This window comes from Pseudomonas sp. LBUM1651, assembly GCF_059716135.1.
Genome location: NZ_CP166805.1, coordinates 1,427,011 through 1,442,218 on the forward strand (window position 1 = coordinate 1,427,011; position 15,208 = coordinate 1,442,218).

Below are 15,208 nucleotides of genomic sequence, written 5' to 3' on the forward strand. Positions count from 1 at the left end.
TAGCGGGAGGTGGTGAGGAATGCACTCAATGCTTTCAACAGTTGCGCCAAACCTGCGGGAGCACGCCAACTCGTGAGTCTCAACTCCATCAACGCAAGCAACGCTTCAAAGTGCGTCTTCGCCCGCCATCTCTACACGATTTCTGCCTGAGCGCTTTGCCTCGTACAAGGCTGTATCCGCCAAGCTGTAGGCGGTATCGAAACTTGTTCCCACTGAATTGGCGCTAACGCCGAAACTCGCCGTGATTTGTCGGTTCACGGGACAGCCAAACACGTGAGATGCAATCGCCTCCCGCATGGCTTCCGCAAGGCTCAAGCCTTCCTCGATTTCGCCGGCGGGGATCAGTACCGTAAATTCTTCACCGCCCACTCGCCCGATTATTCCGCTGTCACCGACGATCCTGCGCAGGCAGCCGACTATTCCCTGAATGACCGCATCCCCGGCAGGGTGACCGAACTCGTCATTCACCAGCTTGAAGTGATCGATGTCCAGGACGATCATCACCGCACCGACTTTTTGCAGGGTCTGTACGGACAGATCAATCACGGCGCTGCGATTGAGCACGCCCGTCAGGCCATCGTGAGTCGCGCGATATTCGAGCTGGCGGGCCAGTATCTGCAGTTGCGCATTAAGGGTATTCATTTCGCGCTCGGCCCGGTCGCTTCGACCAATCAGCCGGCGAGTTTCGCGCATCAAACGCTCAAAGTGCGAAGTCATATCGGCAAGCGAGCGCTGGTACGTTTCGGCATCCGCCCCGCTCAGCGCCAACGTCGAGCGAGCGCGCTCAAGCGCATCATTTTCGCTTTTGAACAGATCGGGAGCCGAGTCACCAGAATCCCCAACGGTAGTGACTGGAGCGGTCATTTTTGTCATTACCTCAGGTGGTGATCGAGTGATCATTGAAAATAATGGATTCGAAGTCAGCCTTCAGCTCCTCACCAAACTCAAAAATCGTTTCGTCTTCCTCGTCGTGGTACCAGTTAACTTCAATCCGGTTGCCAGCTTGAGCCGAACGATCAAGCGCATCGAAAATGCTGAACAGCATTTTGGTACTGGAACTATTGAAATACGCCAACGCGATATTGGTCGTGATCGTCGCGTCTGTACGCCCCTCCAGAAAACTGCGTAGCTGCTGGATGATCGGGGCATAAAAAGCAGCCGCGTTTTCGGGGTAAGACTCGCCTTTTATGGACAGCAGGTTTTGATCGAAACGAAAGTCCACTTCCGGCGATGTTGCGGTTGCGTCAATGTAGAAATTATCCATAACTCTCTCGACTCAAATGATGGCTTTAAGACAAAACAGGGTAGTGTCCGGGTCATCCGCTCTTGGATGAAAGTCAAACTCCAAGGGCGCGCAAGCGTCGCGCGCCATCGTCAAAAAGCCCAGGCCGGCCCCCTTGCTGTCCACTGGAGTCTCCGCCCGCAACGTCACCTTGTAGGCGTGCTTGATCTCTTCAAGTGACATGTTGCGCAAGGGTTCGAGCTTCTCTCGGAGGCGATCAACGTCCGTTGATGCAATGGGATTGGCGCAGAGCATCAGGTGGTGTTCACCTTCCTTGCTTATACACACCGCGCCCTGGCGCAGTACCGATTCATCGGCAACCGTGGTTTGCAGCAAATCCGAGGAGTAATGCAGGATGTTCTGCGAGAGCTCAACAAACGATGAGAACAACTTACGTCGTGTCGGACCACTCACCCCAGAGATTTCGAGTTGCAGTTTCACAACTTCCGCCATCGCTGAAATGATGTGATGCGAGAAATAACCCATGTGATAAAAAATGACATTCCGTTGCTGGGCCAAATCGAAAAACGTGCAGTCGTGATGCACAGACGCAGGATTAAGCATCATCAGTTCCTAATGCGGGCACAAAAAAGGGTCAAGTCGTCACGACGGGTTTGTTCTCCCTGCCAGGCTGCGAACGTGCGTTGCAACGCTTCGCAGATGAGCGTTGACGATTTATCACGGTGTTCCAGTATGGTTTCGAACGCCTTGCGCTTACCGAAGGCGATTTTTTTGGGACCGCCAATTTGGTCCGTGAGGCCATCAGTGGCGATGAAAATGAGGCTGCCAGGTGGCAGGTGAACAGTGCTCACCGTCCACGAGTAGTCCAAACCGCTATCCACATAACCGACGCCGATGCGCTGACCGGCAATGGTTTCAAGTTCGTCGGCGTCAGGCTTCAACACATTCAGCGACATCCTGGCCCCGGCAAAACTCAATACGTGAGTGGCCGAATCGAACCAAAAGAAAGCGGCGTCCAGGCCGTCATCCGACTCCGGGGTGCCATCCAGTCCGTTGACTTGCCCCAGTAGACCTTTGACGCCCCGGTTAACGGCAGACAGGAGATGCCCAGGGTCGCGCGGGCCTATCTGGGTCAGCGCCTGGGTTAATGAAGAGGAGGCGATCAACGTCATGAAAGCGCCTGGCACACCGTGACCGGTGCAGTCTGCAATCGCCCCAAACCATCCGGTCGGGTAGGCACAGAAATGATAAAAGTCGCCGCCGACAACATCCCGTGGCTCCCACAGCAATGTCGCGTCATCCAGCGTCAACGCCAAGGCATCACGGGAGGCCCGAAGCATCGCGCGTTGAATGACACTCGCGTATTCGATGCTCTGCATCATCTGGCGGTTCTTTTCGGCTTGCATGGCCGCCACCACCGCCATCAACTGCAAGCCATTTCCCAAACCTGCGAAACTACCGTTTCTCGTCACGATGAAGCCGTCGGCGAGGGCCTTCTCACCGTACTCCACCGTCTTGAACGTCAACTCTTCGATGCTCATCTCGGCGTCGACGATTAACGGTTCCTTGTCCATAAAAGCGATGCAGCTTTTCTTGTCAAAAAGCTCACGGTGAAACGGTTTGCTCATTTGCGACAAGAAAATGTTGCGGTTAATAAGGCCTACCGGGCGCGAGTCTTCCACCACCGCCAGGCACACGACATCGCGCTGCGCGGTGAAAATTTCCATCACCAGGGTGTTGTTGCTATCCAGGCTGATCGCAGGCGCTTCATTGCATAAATCACCGGCGCACTTGTGGTCTTTTGGCAGCTTGGGATGCATGAAAGTGAAGTGTTCTGCGTTCATAACTGAATCATCGCACCGGGTAAATGGGGGATGATGGCAGGGTGATGTTAAGCTGATATTACAGTGGGGTGATTTGTGTGGGGAGTGAGGATTTGAGGTCGCCTGTACGGCAATAACGCTGAGGTTTCCAGCCCACCTCAAATCCCCTGTGGGAGCGAGCCTGCTCGCGACCAAACCAGGCAAAAGTCGCGTTGGATGAATGCCAGTCAGTTAAACCGTAACGCGATCCCGTAGCAGCTGGCGAAGCCTGCGTTCGGCTGCGAAGCAGTCGTGAAATCAAACGATAGGGTGAATCAGGAGAGCGCGGGTTTACGATTTCTCTGCAATTGATCCGGTGAGCTCCCTCGCCAAAAATTCTCTTCAATTACTCAGGCAACAAGCGCTCTACCTTCGTGTATAGCGAAGCAGTGAATTCATCCCTGTCGCTCGAATGGTGGCAGCGACGATGACAGTTCGGACATAGCGCCACGGCATTGCTCGGACGATCCGAACCTTCCTGCGCTAAATGCTTAACGTGATGGACCTCAAGAAACGGCCTGCCATCCTTTTCAAACGGAGCGGGCTCGCCACAGCCTTCGCATCTACCGTTAGCCTGTTGGCGAACCCAAGCTCTCACCTCAGGATCGCGAACAAAAGATTTGCCGCTGGACTGAGTTTGCTCGGGGCGCTCAATCCCCTTCGGCTCATCTTTAAGCGGTTGTCGCTCAAGTTTGGCAGCTCGTTGCTCCAATGTTTCTTCATCCGCTGTCGGGGCAAAATCCTCAGGTGTCAAAGTACTTGGAGCGTTGAGCGCTTCTCGGATGCTTCGCGCAACATTCGCGCCGACATTCTTGGCGGGTTTGTACCCCGCAATACGAGCTCGACCCAGCTCCTCCAGCACGGTAGAGATGTTCTGCATCCGAAATTCAACCGACCCTTTGGTCCGACCGGCTAAGGTTCCCTCGCGCAGGATGCGGTTCTCCTCAGTCTTAACGACTTTCTGACCGCTCTGCTCGCGGGACAACATGCTGAGATAGGCGTCTACCGCAGCCTGAATCTCAATGTCAGTCCAATCGCTGTTGCTCTTTTCCGTGTCCATACAATCGCCGAGGGCTGAAAACCCTCGGACGATACTGAGTGGCCATTACGACTGTCTACGAAAATTCCTACAGAAAAGACCGACGCTTCTTTCAGTTGATCCTACAAAGCTAGCCAACCGAATGCTTTGAGGACTGAAACGCCTCCAAAACCTTCCGCCACCAAGGCTTAACCACCGGCACCCGCCGCCGCCGCGTGCGATTGAGCAACAGATAAGGCATGTCCCGCAGTCGAATCCAGCCTTCATCTTGCCAATGCAACAGACTCAACGACATTTCCGGCCAATCCAACAAACTCAACATCGGCCGATCTGCATTCTTCGACTGCCCGGCGTCGCGCAAGGCTGGCACTACTTGATGAGTCAACCATTCACGCAACAGCCGATGCCCCGGCGCGTAGTGATATACCAACAACGCATACACACCGGATTCGCTGAGCATCAGCCGTTTTTCCGGTTGGCCGTGGTACTCAATCAACAACGTATGTCTCTGATCCTCGTCCAGTTTGCTGACCACACGATCATTCAGATGGAAACCCATTAAACGACCCAGATCGCGGGCGCAGAACCATGGCTGGTTTTCTAGTAGGAGGGCATGGAGGGCAAGGTTGTGGCGAGTGAAGACTGTTACAGAGAAGGGATCAGTCATGACTGATCTCCAGAATGGCGAAAGTGCGGGGTAGATCGTGTTCAGGCATATCCATTACCTCTACGTGTAGATTTAGGAGGGCCTGACCCCAACGTAGAGTGGACTTAAAAAATCCCAACGAGCAATGCCTTCGCACATCCGAACGACAAATCACCAAAGGGTGAGTTGCGTGTCTGTGTGATTGACCAAGCTTCTACGTTGGGCGTTTCTTAGGCACCTGCAATGGAGCTTAGAGGTGCTTTGACAGGGCATCAATGCGGACGGAGCTGTAAGTGCTGTAGGAGTTTTAGCGTCGTAGCGTAGGGATGAAAAAATGGGGTTCTCATTCCCCAATAAAAAAGCCCCGATCAGATCGGGGCTTTCAGTATTTCGATTTATCGACTCAGGTCGCTACCGTCAAATCGCGGTTAGCTCGGGAATCAATCCCAGCTCAACGCCCCACCAGTCTGATACTCAATAACTCTCGTCTCAAAGAAATTCTTCTCTTTCTTCAAGTCCATAATCTCGCTCATCCAAGGGAACGGATTCGTAGTCCCTGGATACTCTTCTTTAAGACCGATCTGCGAAAGACGACGGTTAGCGATGAACTTCAGGTAGTCCTCCATCATCGCCGCGTTCATGCCCAACACGCCGCGAGGCATGGTGTCACGTGCGTATTCAATCTCCAGCTGAGTCCCCTGCAGAATCATCTGCGAAGCCTCTTCCTTCATCTCAGCATCCCACAAATGCGGGTTTTCGATTTTGATCTGGTTGATCACGTCGATGCCGAAGTTCAGGTGCATGGATTCGTCGCGCAGGATGTATTGGAACTGCTCGGCGACGCCGGTCATTTTGTTGCGGCGGCCCATGGAGAGGATCTGGGTGAAGCCGCAGTAGAAGAAGATGCCTTCCAGGACGCAGTAGTAGGCGATCAGGTTGCGCAGCAACTCTTTGTCGGTTTCGACGGTGCCGGTTTCGAACTTCGGATCGGAGATCGAGCGGGTGTATTTGAGGCCCCAGGTGGCTTTTTTCGCGACCGACGGAATCTCGTGGTACATGTTGAAGATCTCGCCTTCATCCATGGCCAGTGATTCGATGCAGTACTGGTAGGCGTGGGTGTGGATCGCCTCTTCGAAGGCCTGGCGCAGGATGTACTGGCGGCATTCCGGGTTGGTGATCAGGCGGTACACGGCCAGCACCAGGTTGTTGGCAACCAGGGAGTCGGCGGTGGAGAAGAAGCCGAGGTTGCGCATGACGATGCGGCGCTCGTCGTCGGTCAGGCCTTCCGGGTCTTTCCAGAGGGCGATGTCGGCGGTCATGTTGACTTCTTGCGGCATCCAGTGGTTTGCGCAACCGTCCAGGTATTTCTGCCAGGCCCAGTCGTACTTGAACGGTACGAGTTGGTTGAGGTCGGCGCGGCAGTTGATCATGCGCTTTTCGTCGACGGCGACACGGGCGGAGGCGCCTTCGAGTTCGGCGAGGCCTTCGGCGATGTCGAGGTTGTCCAGGGCTGCTTTGGCACGGGCGATTGCGGCAGAGTCGGTCGCGGTTACGGCGCGAGCTTCTTGAGCGGCGACACCACCAGCGGTGTCGAGTCGGTCCATGTTGGCTTCAGTCGCGTGGCCGGCGTTGGCGCCTTTAACCACGGTCTCGCCGCTGTCTTCTTTGTCGAATTCGTCCCAGCTCAGCATGACGTGTCGTCTCCTGCGTGAGGGCCAGATGCCCGTGTGAAAACTGATTGGTTGGTTTTTCACACGGCCGTACTGGCCGCGTTGGATAGCGTTTTTTGCAGCGGTACACGCAGGCAAATAAACATAATTTTGTACGGGGTCCGAGAGCCTCTGACGGGCGCAGAAATCGGTGAGGACTTCGGCGTGGGCTTCAGACTGGCTGTCATCCCTGTAAGGGAATATTGCAGGCCCGTTTAAGCCGGCATTATAGGGAAATTTTTGCGGCCGTGGTGGGGCGAATCCGCGCATGGAGCGGTCGAGAAGGAGGGTTTTTCGGTCGGAGCGAGGGTTTACAGGGCTTTGGCTGGAGATCGCGGGGGAAGATTTTTTTTTATAAATTTTGGCAGGCAAAATTTTTGTTCAAAAAACAGCCAAAAAGCTACGTTTTTTACTACATGTTGTGTTTTGAGTCGGTTTTCGACGCTGCCAGACACAACTAAGCCCGACCGAGGTCGGGCTATAAAGTCACGCTCGATGATCAGCTCAGACGAGCTGCACCCACGTGGTCTGCACCATCGGCAGCAACCTTGGCCGCGCCGGTGTGATCGCTACCGTCAGCAGCGACTTTGGCAGCGCCAGTGTGATCAAAACCGTCGGAAGCCAGTTTACCTGCACCGATGTGATCGGCACCGTCGGCGGCGAAGGAGGCCGAGCCGGTGTGGTCGTAACCATCAGAAGCGACAGCCGCTTCGGTGGTGAAAGCTGCCGAGCCCGTGCGGTCGTAACCGTCGGCGGCGAAGGTGTTGGCGGCCAGGACAGACAGGGTCAGGGCGAGGAACAGTTTGGTTTTCATGGTAGTGGCTCCAGGTTCGTTGGCGTTGTGTGCCTTGGTGTGGAATTCATACTGCGCCGAAAAATTCGATTAAAAAGCGCAAATAAACGCTTAAAGATATCGTATAAATCGATTTATACGGTTCGGCGCTTCATCTGCCTTGAACAGCGGGGCGGATGGGTCGAACCGTTAAGGGGGAGTGCGGGAGATCAGCCGTTGGAGCAGCCGTTGCCCATGACGCTGTAGCGCAGAATGTGGCGTTGGCCTTTGGAGTCGTCATATTCCATTTTCATGGGGACAACTCCGCACACATTGGAGACTTCGCTCATGGAGACAACTTTGGCGATGTCCAGGTGAGTGGAGTAAGTGTATTCCTCGATAGCCGGTTGTTGCTGCGCGACATCAGTCGGGACCTCGTCGGCCATGGCGGTTGCGCACAGGCTGGAGAGGGCCAGAACTAATAAAGCTTTCATTTCGGTTTTACCTTTTAGAGGTCGAGTGGGGTCACGCAACCTTTTTGGGGTTGCGTGTGGAACTTCATTACCGGTTTTTTGATTAACTGCCTTCGTGGGGGCTGCAACTTGGTTAATCAGGGTTTGCCTTGTTGGCGGGGCTGATTTTAGGCGTGGGGGGAGCGTTCATATAGGTGGGGTTTTGATAAACACCTTTGACAGATTTCGTAACAATCACGGAATAACGTGTCGGAGGCGGTTTGTTGGCTATCTTGATGACGGGGTTTTTCAGGTGGACCGCGTTATCGTTCTTCGCGGGCAAGCCATGCTCCTACAGGGGTTGCGGGGTGTTTGGGGCGGTGGTTCCGGGCTTATCACGATAATTTGTAGGGGCTTGTTACTACCATGGTCGAATGGTTCTATAGGTCCGGCCCGGCTACAACTGGGGTCATACAAAAACAACTATTCCACCGAGGTAAGAAAGATGAGTGCGGCTTCTCTGTATCCCGTTCGTCCCGAGGTTCTGTCCAATACGCTGACTGACGAGGCAACCTACAAAGCCATGTACCAGCAGTCGGTGGTCAACCCGGACGGCTTCTGGCGCGAGCAAGCCAAGCGCCTCGACTGGATCAAGCCTTTCACCACGGTGAAGCAGACGTCTTTCGATGATCACCATGTCGACATCAAATGGTTCGCCGACGGCACCCTGAACGTTTCCTACAACTGCCTCGACCGTCATCTGGCCGAGCGCGGCGATCAAATCGCGATCATTTGGGAAGGGGATGACCCTGCCGAGAGCCGCAACATCACCTATCGCGAGCTGCACGAACAAGTCTGCAAGTTCGCCAACGCCCTGCGCGGCCAGGATGTTCACCGCGGTGACGTGGTGACTATCTATATGCCGATGATCCCCGAAGCCGTGGTCGCCATGCTGGCCTGCACCCGGATCGGCGCGATTCACTCGGTGGTGTTCGGTGGTTTCTCGCCGGAAGCGCTGGCCGGTCGCATCATCGACTGCAAATCCAAAGTGGTGATCACCGCTGACGAAGGCGTTCGTGCCGGCAAGAAGATCCCGCTCAAGACCAATGTCGACGACGCGCTGACCAACCCGGAAACCAGCAGCATTCAGAAGGTCATCGTGTGCAAGCGCACCGGTGGCAACATCAAGTGGAACCAGCATCGCGACATCTGGTTCGAAGACCTGATGAAAGTGGCGGGCACTGTCTGCGCGCCGAAAGAAATGGGTGCTGAAGAAGCGCTGTTCATCCTTTATACCTCCGGTTCGACCGGTAAGCCGAAGGGTGTACAGCACACCACCGCCGGCTATCTGTTGTACGCGGCGATGACCCACGAGCGCGTGTTCGACTACCGTCCGGGCGAAGTCTACTGGTGCACCGCCGACGTCGGTTGGGTCACTGGCCACACCTATATTGTTTATGGCCCGCTGGCCAACGGTGCGACCACGCTGCTGTTTGAAGGCGTGCCGAACTATCCGGACATCACCCGGGTGGCGAAAATCGTCGACAAGCATAAGGTCAACATTCTCTACACCGCCCCCACCGCCATCCGCGCGATGATGGCGTCGGGCAAGGCTGCCATTGAAGACTTCGATGGCAGCAGTTTGCGTTTGTTGGGTTCGGTCGGTGAGCCGATCAACCCGGAAGCGTGGGACTGGTACTACAAGAACGTTGGCCAGTCCCGTTGCCCGATCGTCGACACCTGGTGGCAGACCGAAACCGGCGCGACCCTGATGAGCCCGCTGCCGGGTGCGCACGCGCTCAAGCCGGGTTCTGCTGCACGTCCGTTCTTCGGCGTGGTGCCGGCATTGGTGGATAACCTGGGCAACATCATCGAAGGCGTTGCCGAGGGCAACCTGGTGATTCTCGATTCGTGGCCAGGTCAGGCGCGCACGCTGTATGGCGACCATGACCGTTTTGTCGACACCTACTTCAAGACCTTCCGCGGCATGTATTTCACCGGTGACGGTGCCCGTCGTGACGAGGACGGTTATTACTGGATCACTGGGCGTGTGGATGACGTGCTCAACGTGTCCGGTCACCGCATGGGTACTGCCGAGATTGAAAGTGCGATGGTCGCTCACCCGAAAGTCGCTGAGGCTGCCGTGGTCGGCGTACCGCACGACATCAAGGGGCAGGGCATTTATGTCTACGTGACGCTGAACGCTGGCGAGGAGACGAGCGAGCAATTGCGTCTGGAACTGAAGAACTGGGTGCGCAAGGAGATCGGCCCGATTGCTTCGCCGGATGTGATTCAGTGGGCGCCGGGGCTGCCGAAAACGCGTTCGGGCAAGATCATGCGGCGGATTCTGCGCAAGATTGCGACCGCTGAATATGATGGGTTGGGGGATATCTCCACCCTGGCCGATCCGGGTGTGGTGCAGCATTTGATTGATACGCATAAGACGATGAATGTTGCGTAAGTAGCGTTCCGAGTCATCGAAGCCCCGCCAGACCCAGTGTCTGTCGGGTTTTTTTATTGCCTGAGGTTTTTGTGTTGGTAGTCCGGGCCTCTTCGCTAGCAGGCTAGCTCCCACAGGGGGCTCCAGTGGATTCACAATTTGAACCGGGCGCAGTTCCCTTGTGGGAGACCCAGTGTCTGGCGGGTTTTTTTTACTGCCTGAGGTTTTTGTGTTGATAGCCCGGGCCTCTTCGCTAGCAGGCTAGCTCCCACAGGGGGCTCCAGTGGATTCACAATTTGAACCGGGCGCAGTTCCCTTGTGGGAGACCCAGTGTCTGGCGGGTTTTTTTTACTGCCTGAGGTTTTTGTGTTGGTAGTCCGGGCCTCTTCGCTAGCAGGCTAGCTCCCACAGGGGGCTCCAGTGGATTCACAATTTGAACCGGGCGCAGTTCCCTTGTGGGAGACCCAGTGTCTGGCGGGTTTTTTTTACTGCCTGAGGTTTTTGTGTTGATAGCCCGGGCCTCTTCGCTAGCAGGCTAGCTCCCACAGGGGGCTCCAGTGGATTCACAATTTGAACCGGGCGCAGTTCCTCTGTGGGATACCCAGTGCCTGTCGGGGTTTTTTACTGCCTGAGGTTTTTGTGTTGGTAGTCCGGGCCTCTTCGCTAGCAGGCTAGCTCCCACAGGGGGCTCCAGTGGATTCACAATTTGAACCGGGCGCAGTTCCCTTGTGGGAGACCCAGTGTCTGGCGGGTTTTTTTTACTGCCTGAGGTTTTTGTGTTGATAGCCCGGGCCTCTTCGCTAGCAGGCTAGCTCCCACAGGGGGCTCCAGTGGATTCACAATTTGAACCGGGCGCAGTTCCTCTGTGGGATACCCAGTGCCTGTCGGGTTTTTTTACTGCCTGAGGTTTTTGTGTTGATAGCCCGGGCCTCTTCGCTAGCAGGCTAGCTCCCACAGGGGGCTCCAGTGGATTCATAATTTGAACCGAGCGCAGTTCCTCTGTGGGATACCCAGTGCCTGTCGGGGTTTTTTACTGCCTGAGGTTTTTGTGTTGATAGCCCGGGCCTCTTCGCTAGCAGGCTAGCTCCCACAGGGGGCTCCAGTGGATTCATAATTTGAACCGAGCGCAGTTCCTCTGTGGGAGCTAGCCTGCTAGCGATGGCGATCTGTCAGGCGCGAAATAAACATCAACCAATAATTATCGGCTTCATCCGTAGTCCATTTCCCACTGTTACCCGCCACCCTTCAAGTAACTGAATGTGTAACCGCTCGCGCCGATACGGGGCATTGAGAAACGCCATAAGCCCGCAACGGTGCATTTCAGCTCGGCAAAAAAATAAGAACCAACGCTACGCTTGCCGGATTAGAAGGCTTTGCCAATAATAGGCCCGCAATTTGCAACATGGATCGGTTCACTGTCTTTTGCTCTTGCATGAAATTGCAAGGCTGTCAACGTGCCCAAACGGCTTTCTCGGTGCTTCTGTAATTTGTTGTCGCATTGAAGAAATATCGGCTTCGGGCCTGTCGTTAGAATGCCGATCACTCGCTCGTTGTTGCTCGCGTTGAAAAAAACGCGCGATTCCTACGACGCAGCATCGCTTTCCGGTTCCACTCATTCGCATATTGGGCTGTCGCTCACTCTGCCGTTTTAGCCCTTTACCGATGGAGTCCCAAGATGAAGAAACTCGTGCTGCTTGGCGCCCTGGCACTGTCCGTGCTGTCCCTGCCAACCTTCGCCGATGAAAAGCCTCTGAAAATTGGTATCGAAGCGGCATACCCTCCGTTCGCTTCCAAAGCACCGGACGGCAGCATCGTTGGTTTCGACTACGACATCGGCAACGCCCTGTGCGAAGAGATGAAGCTCAAGTGCGTGTGGGTCGAGCAAGAGTTCGATGGTCTGATCCCGGCACTCAAAGTGCGCAAGATCGACGCGATCCTGTCGTCCATGTCGATCACTGAAGACCGCAAGAAGTCTGTGGACTTCACCAACAAGTACTACAACACCCCGGCTCGCCTGGTCATGAAGGCCGGCACCCAAGTCAGCGACGGCCTGACCGAGCTGAAGGGCAAGAACATCGGCGTGCAGCGTGGTTCGATCCACGAGCGTTTCGCCCGCGAAGTCCTGGCCCCGTTGGGTGCCGAGATCAAGCCATACGGTTCGCAGAACGAAATCTACCTCGACGTCGCTGCCGGTCGCCTCGACGGCACCGTGGCAGACGCTACGCTGCTGGATGACGGTTTCCTGAAAACCGACGCCGGCAAAGGTTTTGCCTTCGTTGGCCCGGCCTTCACCGACGTCAAATACTTCGGCGACGGCGTAGGTATCGCGGTGCGCAAGGGCGACGCGCTGAAAGACAAGATCAACACCGCGATCGCCGCCATTCGCGAGAACGGCAAGTACAAGCAAATCCAGGACAAGTACTTCGCCTTCGATATCTACGGCAAGTAACACGTCCAGGCGACAAGTCTGAATGGCGCAAGCAACAGGATCTCTGAGGTTTGCGCCATTTTTTCATCCCAACTTTCGAGGACCTGAATCATGTTGAAAGGCTACGGGGCTGTCATCCTCGATGGCGCATGGCTGACGCTTCAGCTCGCCTTGTCGTCCATGGCCCTGGCCATCCTTCTGGGTCTGATCGGCGTTGCGCTGCGTCTTTCCCCGGTGCGCTGGCTGGCCTGGCTGGGCGATCTGTATTCCACGGTCATCCGCGGGATTCCCGACCTGGTGCTGATCCTGCTGATTTTCTACGGTGGTCAGGACCTGCTCAACCGCGTGGCTCCGATGCTGGGCTATGACGATTACATCGACCTGAACCCGTTGGCCGCCGGTATCGGCACCCTGGGTTTCATCTTCGGTGCGTACCTGTCGGAGACCTTCCGTGGCGCGTTCATGGCGATCCCGAAGGGGCAGGCAGAAGCCGGCATGGCGTACGGCATGAGCAGTTTCCAGGTGTTCTTCCGGGTGTTGGTGCCGCAGATGATTCGTCTGGCGATTCCGGGTTTCACCAACAACTGGCTGGTACTGACCAAGGCCACCGCGCTGATTTCGGTGGTGGGTCTGCAAGACATGATGTTCAAGGCCAAGCAGGCGGCAGACGCCACCCGCGAGCCTTTCACCTTCTTCCTCGCAGTGGCGGCGATGTACCTGGTGATCACCAGTGTCTCGTTGCTGGCATTGCGTCACCTTGAGAAGCGCTACTCGGTAGGCGTAAGGGCGGCTGATCTATGATCTTCGACTACAACGTCATTTGGGAGGCCTTGCCGCTGTACTTCGGCGGCCTGGTGACCACCCTCAAATTGCTCGCGCTGTCGCTGTTTTTCGGTCTGCTGGCGGCCTTGCCGCTGGGGCTGATGCGTGTCTCGAAGAACGCGGTCGTCAACATGTCGGCCTGGCTCTTCACCTACGTGATTCGCGGCACGCCGATGCTGGTGCAGCTGTTTTTGATCTACTACGGTCTGGCGCAATTCGAAGCGGTACGCGAAAGCTTCTTGTGGCCGTGGCTGTCCAGCGCGACGTTCTGCGCGTGCCTGGCCTTCGCCATCAACACCAGCGCCTACACCGCAGAAATCATCGCCGGCAGCCTGCGCGCTACGCCGAACGGTGAAATCGAAGCGGCCAAGGCCATGGGCATGTCGCGCTTCAAGATGTACAAGCGCATCCTGCTGCCATCGGCCCTGCGCCGGGCGCTGCCGCAGTACAGCAACGAAGTGATCATGATGCTGCAGACCACCAGTCTGGCGTCCATCGTGACCCTGATCGACATCACCGGTGCCGCGCGCACGGTCAACGCTCAGTTCTACCTGCCGTTCGAAGCCTACATCACCGCCGGTGTGTTTTACCTGTGCCTGACCTTCATTCTGGTGCGGATGTTCAAACTGGCCGAGCGCCGCTGGCTGGGCTATCTGGCCCCGCGGAAGCACTGATATGGAACGCATCGATCATTCATTGCCGTGGAGCCACTTGGGCAGCGAACGCCAGATTTCGGTGTTCCGCTTCGGCAGTGGCGAGCGCAAGGCCTACATCCAGGCCAGCCTGCACGCCGATGAATTGCCGGGCATGCGTACGGCTTGGGAGCTGAAAAAGCGCCTGGCCGAACTTGAAGCCCAAGGCTTGCTCAACGGTGTGATCGAACTGGTGCCGGTGGCCAATCCTCTGGGCCTCGGCCAATTGCTTCAGGGCAATCATCAAGGGCGTTTTGAGGCGGGCAGCGGCAAGAACTTCAACAGGGATTTTTTCGAGCTCAGCGCGCCAGTGGCCGCCGAGCTGGAAGGGCACCTGGGTGATGATCCGCACGCCAATATTCAGCTGATCCGTCAGGCCATGAGCGATGTGCTCGCCGCATTGCCGCCAGCCGCCAGTCAGTTGCAAGGCATGCAGCGCATTTTGCTCAGCCATGCCTGCACTGCTGACGTGGTGCTGGATCTGCATTGCGATGCCGAAGCGGCGCTGCACATGTACGCCTTGCCGCAACACTGGCCGCAATGGCGTTCGTTGGCCGCGCATTTGAACGTGAAGGTGGGTTTGCTGGCGGAAGATTCCGGCGGCAGTTCGTTTGACGAAGCGTGCTCGCTGCCCTGGTTGCGTCTGTCGCGTCAGTTCCCTGATGCGCAGATTCCCCTGGCCTGCCTGGCGACTACCATTGAACTGGGTGGTCAGGCCGATACCGGTCGCCCAGAAGCGATGGCTTACGCCGAAGGCATTTTGGCGTTCCTCGCCGAGCAAGGCTTGATCAGCGGCGAATGGCCAAAACCTGCGCAGGACGCTTGCGAAGGCCTGCCATTCGAAGGCACCGAATTACTGTTTGCGCCACACCCTGGCGTGATCAGTTTCTTGCGTAAACCCGGTGAGTGGATTGAAGCCGGCGACGAGATTTTCGAAGTGATCGATCCGTTATCGGATCGGGTCAGCACGGTGTGTGCTGGTACGTCCGGGGTGCTGTTTGCCATTGAACGGCTGCGCTATGCCCAACCCGGTTTCTGGCTGGCCAAGGTGGCGGGGCGCGAAGCGCTGCGTCACGGGCGCTTGCTCAACGACTGACTGACTG

14 protein-coding genes are annotated in these 15,208 nt (G+C 56.3%); 5 read left to right on the forward strand and 9 right to left on the reverse strand.

Features of this window, described 5'->3' with window-relative positions:
• Positions 1 to 105: 105 nt before the first annotated feature.
• From ACA066_RS06620 to ACA066_RS06660, 9 genes are all read right to left on the reverse strand, one after another.
• Complete coding sequence (locus ACA066_RS06620) at positions 106 to 864, reverse strand: GGDEF domain-containing protein (RefSeq protein WP_497698589.1); 759 nt, start codon at positions 862 to 864, stop codon at positions 106 to 108.
• Between the two features lie 13 nt (positions 865 to 877).
• Positions 878 to 1,264 carry a DUF1987 domain-containing protein gene (locus tag ACA066_RS06625; RefSeq protein ID WP_214378022.1) on the reverse strand — a complete coding sequence of 129 codons (387 nt, stop codon included), beginning with the start codon at positions 1,262 to 1,264 and terminating at the stop codon, positions 878 to 880.
• A gap of 12 nt (positions 1,265 to 1,276) precedes the next feature.
• Positions 1,277 to 1,846, reverse strand: a complete 570-nt coding sequence (locus ACA066_RS06630; protein ID WP_497699817.1) for a SiaB family protein kinase — start codon at positions 1,844 to 1,846, stop codon at positions 1,277 to 1,279.
• A gap of 2 nt (positions 1,847 to 1,848) precedes the next feature.
• The gene (locus tag ACA066_RS06635) at positions 1,849 to 3,063 is read right to left on the reverse strand and encodes a SpoIIE family protein phosphatase (RefSeq protein ID WP_497699818.1); all 1,215 of its coding nucleotides are present in this window, start codon (positions 3,061 to 3,063) and stop codon (positions 1,849 to 1,851) included.
• Between the two features lie 388 nt (positions 3,064 to 3,451).
• A complete protein-coding gene (locus ACA066_RS06640; RefSeq protein ID WP_497698590.1) occupies positions 3,452 to 4,165 on the reverse strand; it encodes an HNH endonuclease in 714 nt (237 codons plus the stop codon).
• Between the two features lie 109 nt (positions 4,166 to 4,274).
• Positions 4,275 to 4,811, reverse strand: a complete 537-nt coding sequence (locus ACA066_RS06645) for a BRO-N domain-containing protein (RefSeq protein WP_497698591.1) — start codon at positions 4,809 to 4,811, stop codon at positions 4,275 to 4,277.
• Positions 4,812 to 5,230: 419 nt separating this feature from the next.
• Positions 5,231 to 6,481, reverse strand: coding sequence for a ribonucleotide-diphosphate reductase subunit beta (locus ACA066_RS06650; protein ID WP_084322765.1), 1,251 nt, complete (start codon positions 6,479 to 6,481; stop codon positions 5,231 to 5,233).
• Positions 6,482 to 6,998: 517 nt separating this feature from the next.
• Entirely contained in the window at positions 6,999 to 7,313 is a 315-nt protein-coding gene (locus ACA066_RS06655) for a hypothetical protein (RefSeq protein ID WP_497698592.1), read from the reverse strand.
• 188 nt (positions 7,314 to 7,501) lie between these two features.
• Complete coding sequence (locus ACA066_RS06660) at positions 7,502 to 7,765, reverse strand: DUF2790 domain-containing protein (RefSeq protein ID WP_497698593.1); 264 nt, start codon at positions 7,763 to 7,765, stop codon at positions 7,502 to 7,504.
• A 463-nt stretch (positions 7,766 to 8,228) separates the two neighbouring features.
• Here ACA066_RS06660 and acs point away from each other — a divergent pair, with 463 nt between their 5' ends.
• The 5 genes from acs to ACA066_RS06685 all read left to right on the forward strand — a co-directional run bounded on the left by acs (position 8,229) and on the right by ACA066_RS06685 (position 15,201).
• Positions 8,229 to 10,184 (forward strand): acetate--CoA ligase, encoded by a 1,956-nt coding sequence (acs, locus tag ACA066_RS06665; protein WP_497698594.1) that lies wholly within the window; start codon positions 8,229 to 8,231, stop codon positions 10,182 to 10,184.
• Positions 10,185 to 11,838: 1,654 nt separating this feature from the next.
• Positions 11,839 to 12,612, forward strand: a complete 774-nt coding sequence (locus tag ACA066_RS06670) for an ABC transporter substrate-binding protein (protein WP_497698595.1) — start codon at positions 11,839 to 11,841, stop codon at positions 12,610 to 12,612.
• A gap of 90 nt (positions 12,613 to 12,702) precedes the next feature.
• Complete coding sequence (locus ACA066_RS06675; protein WP_017340229.1) at positions 12,703 to 13,392, forward strand: ABC transporter permease; 690 nt, start codon at positions 12,703 to 12,705, stop codon at positions 13,390 to 13,392.
• On the forward strand, positions 13,389 to 14,087 hold the full coding sequence (locus ACA066_RS06680; RefSeq protein ID WP_497698596.1) for an ABC transporter permease: 699 nt from the start codon (positions 13,389 to 13,391) through the stop codon (positions 14,085 to 14,087). The genes ACA066_RS06675 and ACA066_RS06680 overlap by 4 nt, the downstream gene beginning before the upstream one ends.
• Position 14,088: 1 nt before the next feature.
• Positions 14,089 to 15,201 (forward strand): M14 family metallopeptidase, encoded by a 1,113-nt coding sequence (locus ACA066_RS06685; RefSeq protein WP_497698597.1) that lies wholly within the window; start codon positions 14,089 to 14,091, stop codon positions 15,199 to 15,201.
• The last annotated feature ends 7 nt before the right edge of the window (positions 15,202 to 15,208 follow it).

What these genes read in the sequence shown, in the direction of transcription:
- ACA066_RS06670 (WP_497698595.1), top strand. Translation starts at nt 11,839, where the DNA reads ATGAAGAAACTCGTGCTGCTTGGCGCCCTGGCACTGTCCGTGCTGTCC.
- ACA066_RS06675 (WP_017340229.1), top strand. Translation starts at nt 12,703, where the DNA reads ATGTTGAAAGGCTACGGGGCTGTCATCCTCGATGGCGCATGGCTGACG.
- ACA066_RS06660 (WP_497698593.1), bottom strand. Translation starts at nt 7,765, where the DNA reads ATGAAAGCTTTATTAGTTCTGGCCCTCTCCAGCCTGTGCGCAACCGCC.
- ACA066_RS06655 (WP_497698592.1), bottom strand. Translation starts at nt 7,313, where the DNA reads ATGAAAACCAAACTGTTCCTCGCCCTGACCCTGTCTGTCCTGGCCGCC.
- ACA066_RS06680 (WP_497698596.1), top strand. Translation starts at nt 13,389, where the DNA reads ATGATCTTCGACTACAACGTCATTTGGGAGGCCTTGCCGCTGTACTTC.
- ACA066_RS06620 (WP_497698589.1), bottom strand. Translation starts at nt 864, where the DNA reads ATGACCGCTCCAGTCACTACCGTTGGGGATTCTGGTGACTCGGCTCCC.
- acs (WP_497698594.1), top strand. Translation starts at nt 8,229, where the DNA reads ATGAGTGCGGCTTCTCTGTATCCCGTTCGTCCCGAGGTTCTGTCCAAT.
- ACA066_RS06645 (WP_497698591.1), bottom strand. Translation starts at nt 4,811, where the DNA reads ATGACTGATCCCTTCTCTGTAACAGTCTTCACTCGCCACAACCTTGCC.
- ACA066_RS06650 (WP_084322765.1), bottom strand. Translation starts at nt 6,481, where the DNA reads ATGCTGAGCTGGGACGAATTCGACAAAGAAGACAGCGGCGAGACCGTG.
- ACA066_RS06635 (WP_497699818.1), bottom strand. Translation starts at nt 3,063, where the DNA reads ATGCATCCCAAGCTGCCAAAAGACCACAAGTGCGCCGGTGATTTATGC.
- ACA066_RS06625 (WP_214378022.1), bottom strand. Translation starts at nt 1,264, where the DNA reads ATGGATAATTTCTACATTGACGCAACCGCAACATCGCCGGAAGTGGAC.
- ACA066_RS06685 (WP_497698597.1), top strand. Translation starts at nt 14,089, where the DNA reads ATGGAACGCATCGATCATTCATTGCCGTGGAGCCACTTGGGCAGCGAA.
- ACA066_RS06630 (WP_497699817.1), bottom strand. Translation starts at nt 1,846, where the DNA reads ATGCTTAATCCTGCGTCTGTGCATCACGACTGCACGTTTTTCGATTTG.
- ACA066_RS06640 (WP_497698590.1), bottom strand. Translation starts at nt 4,165, where the DNA reads ATGGACACGGAAAAGAGCAACAGCGATTGGACTGACATTGAGATTCAG.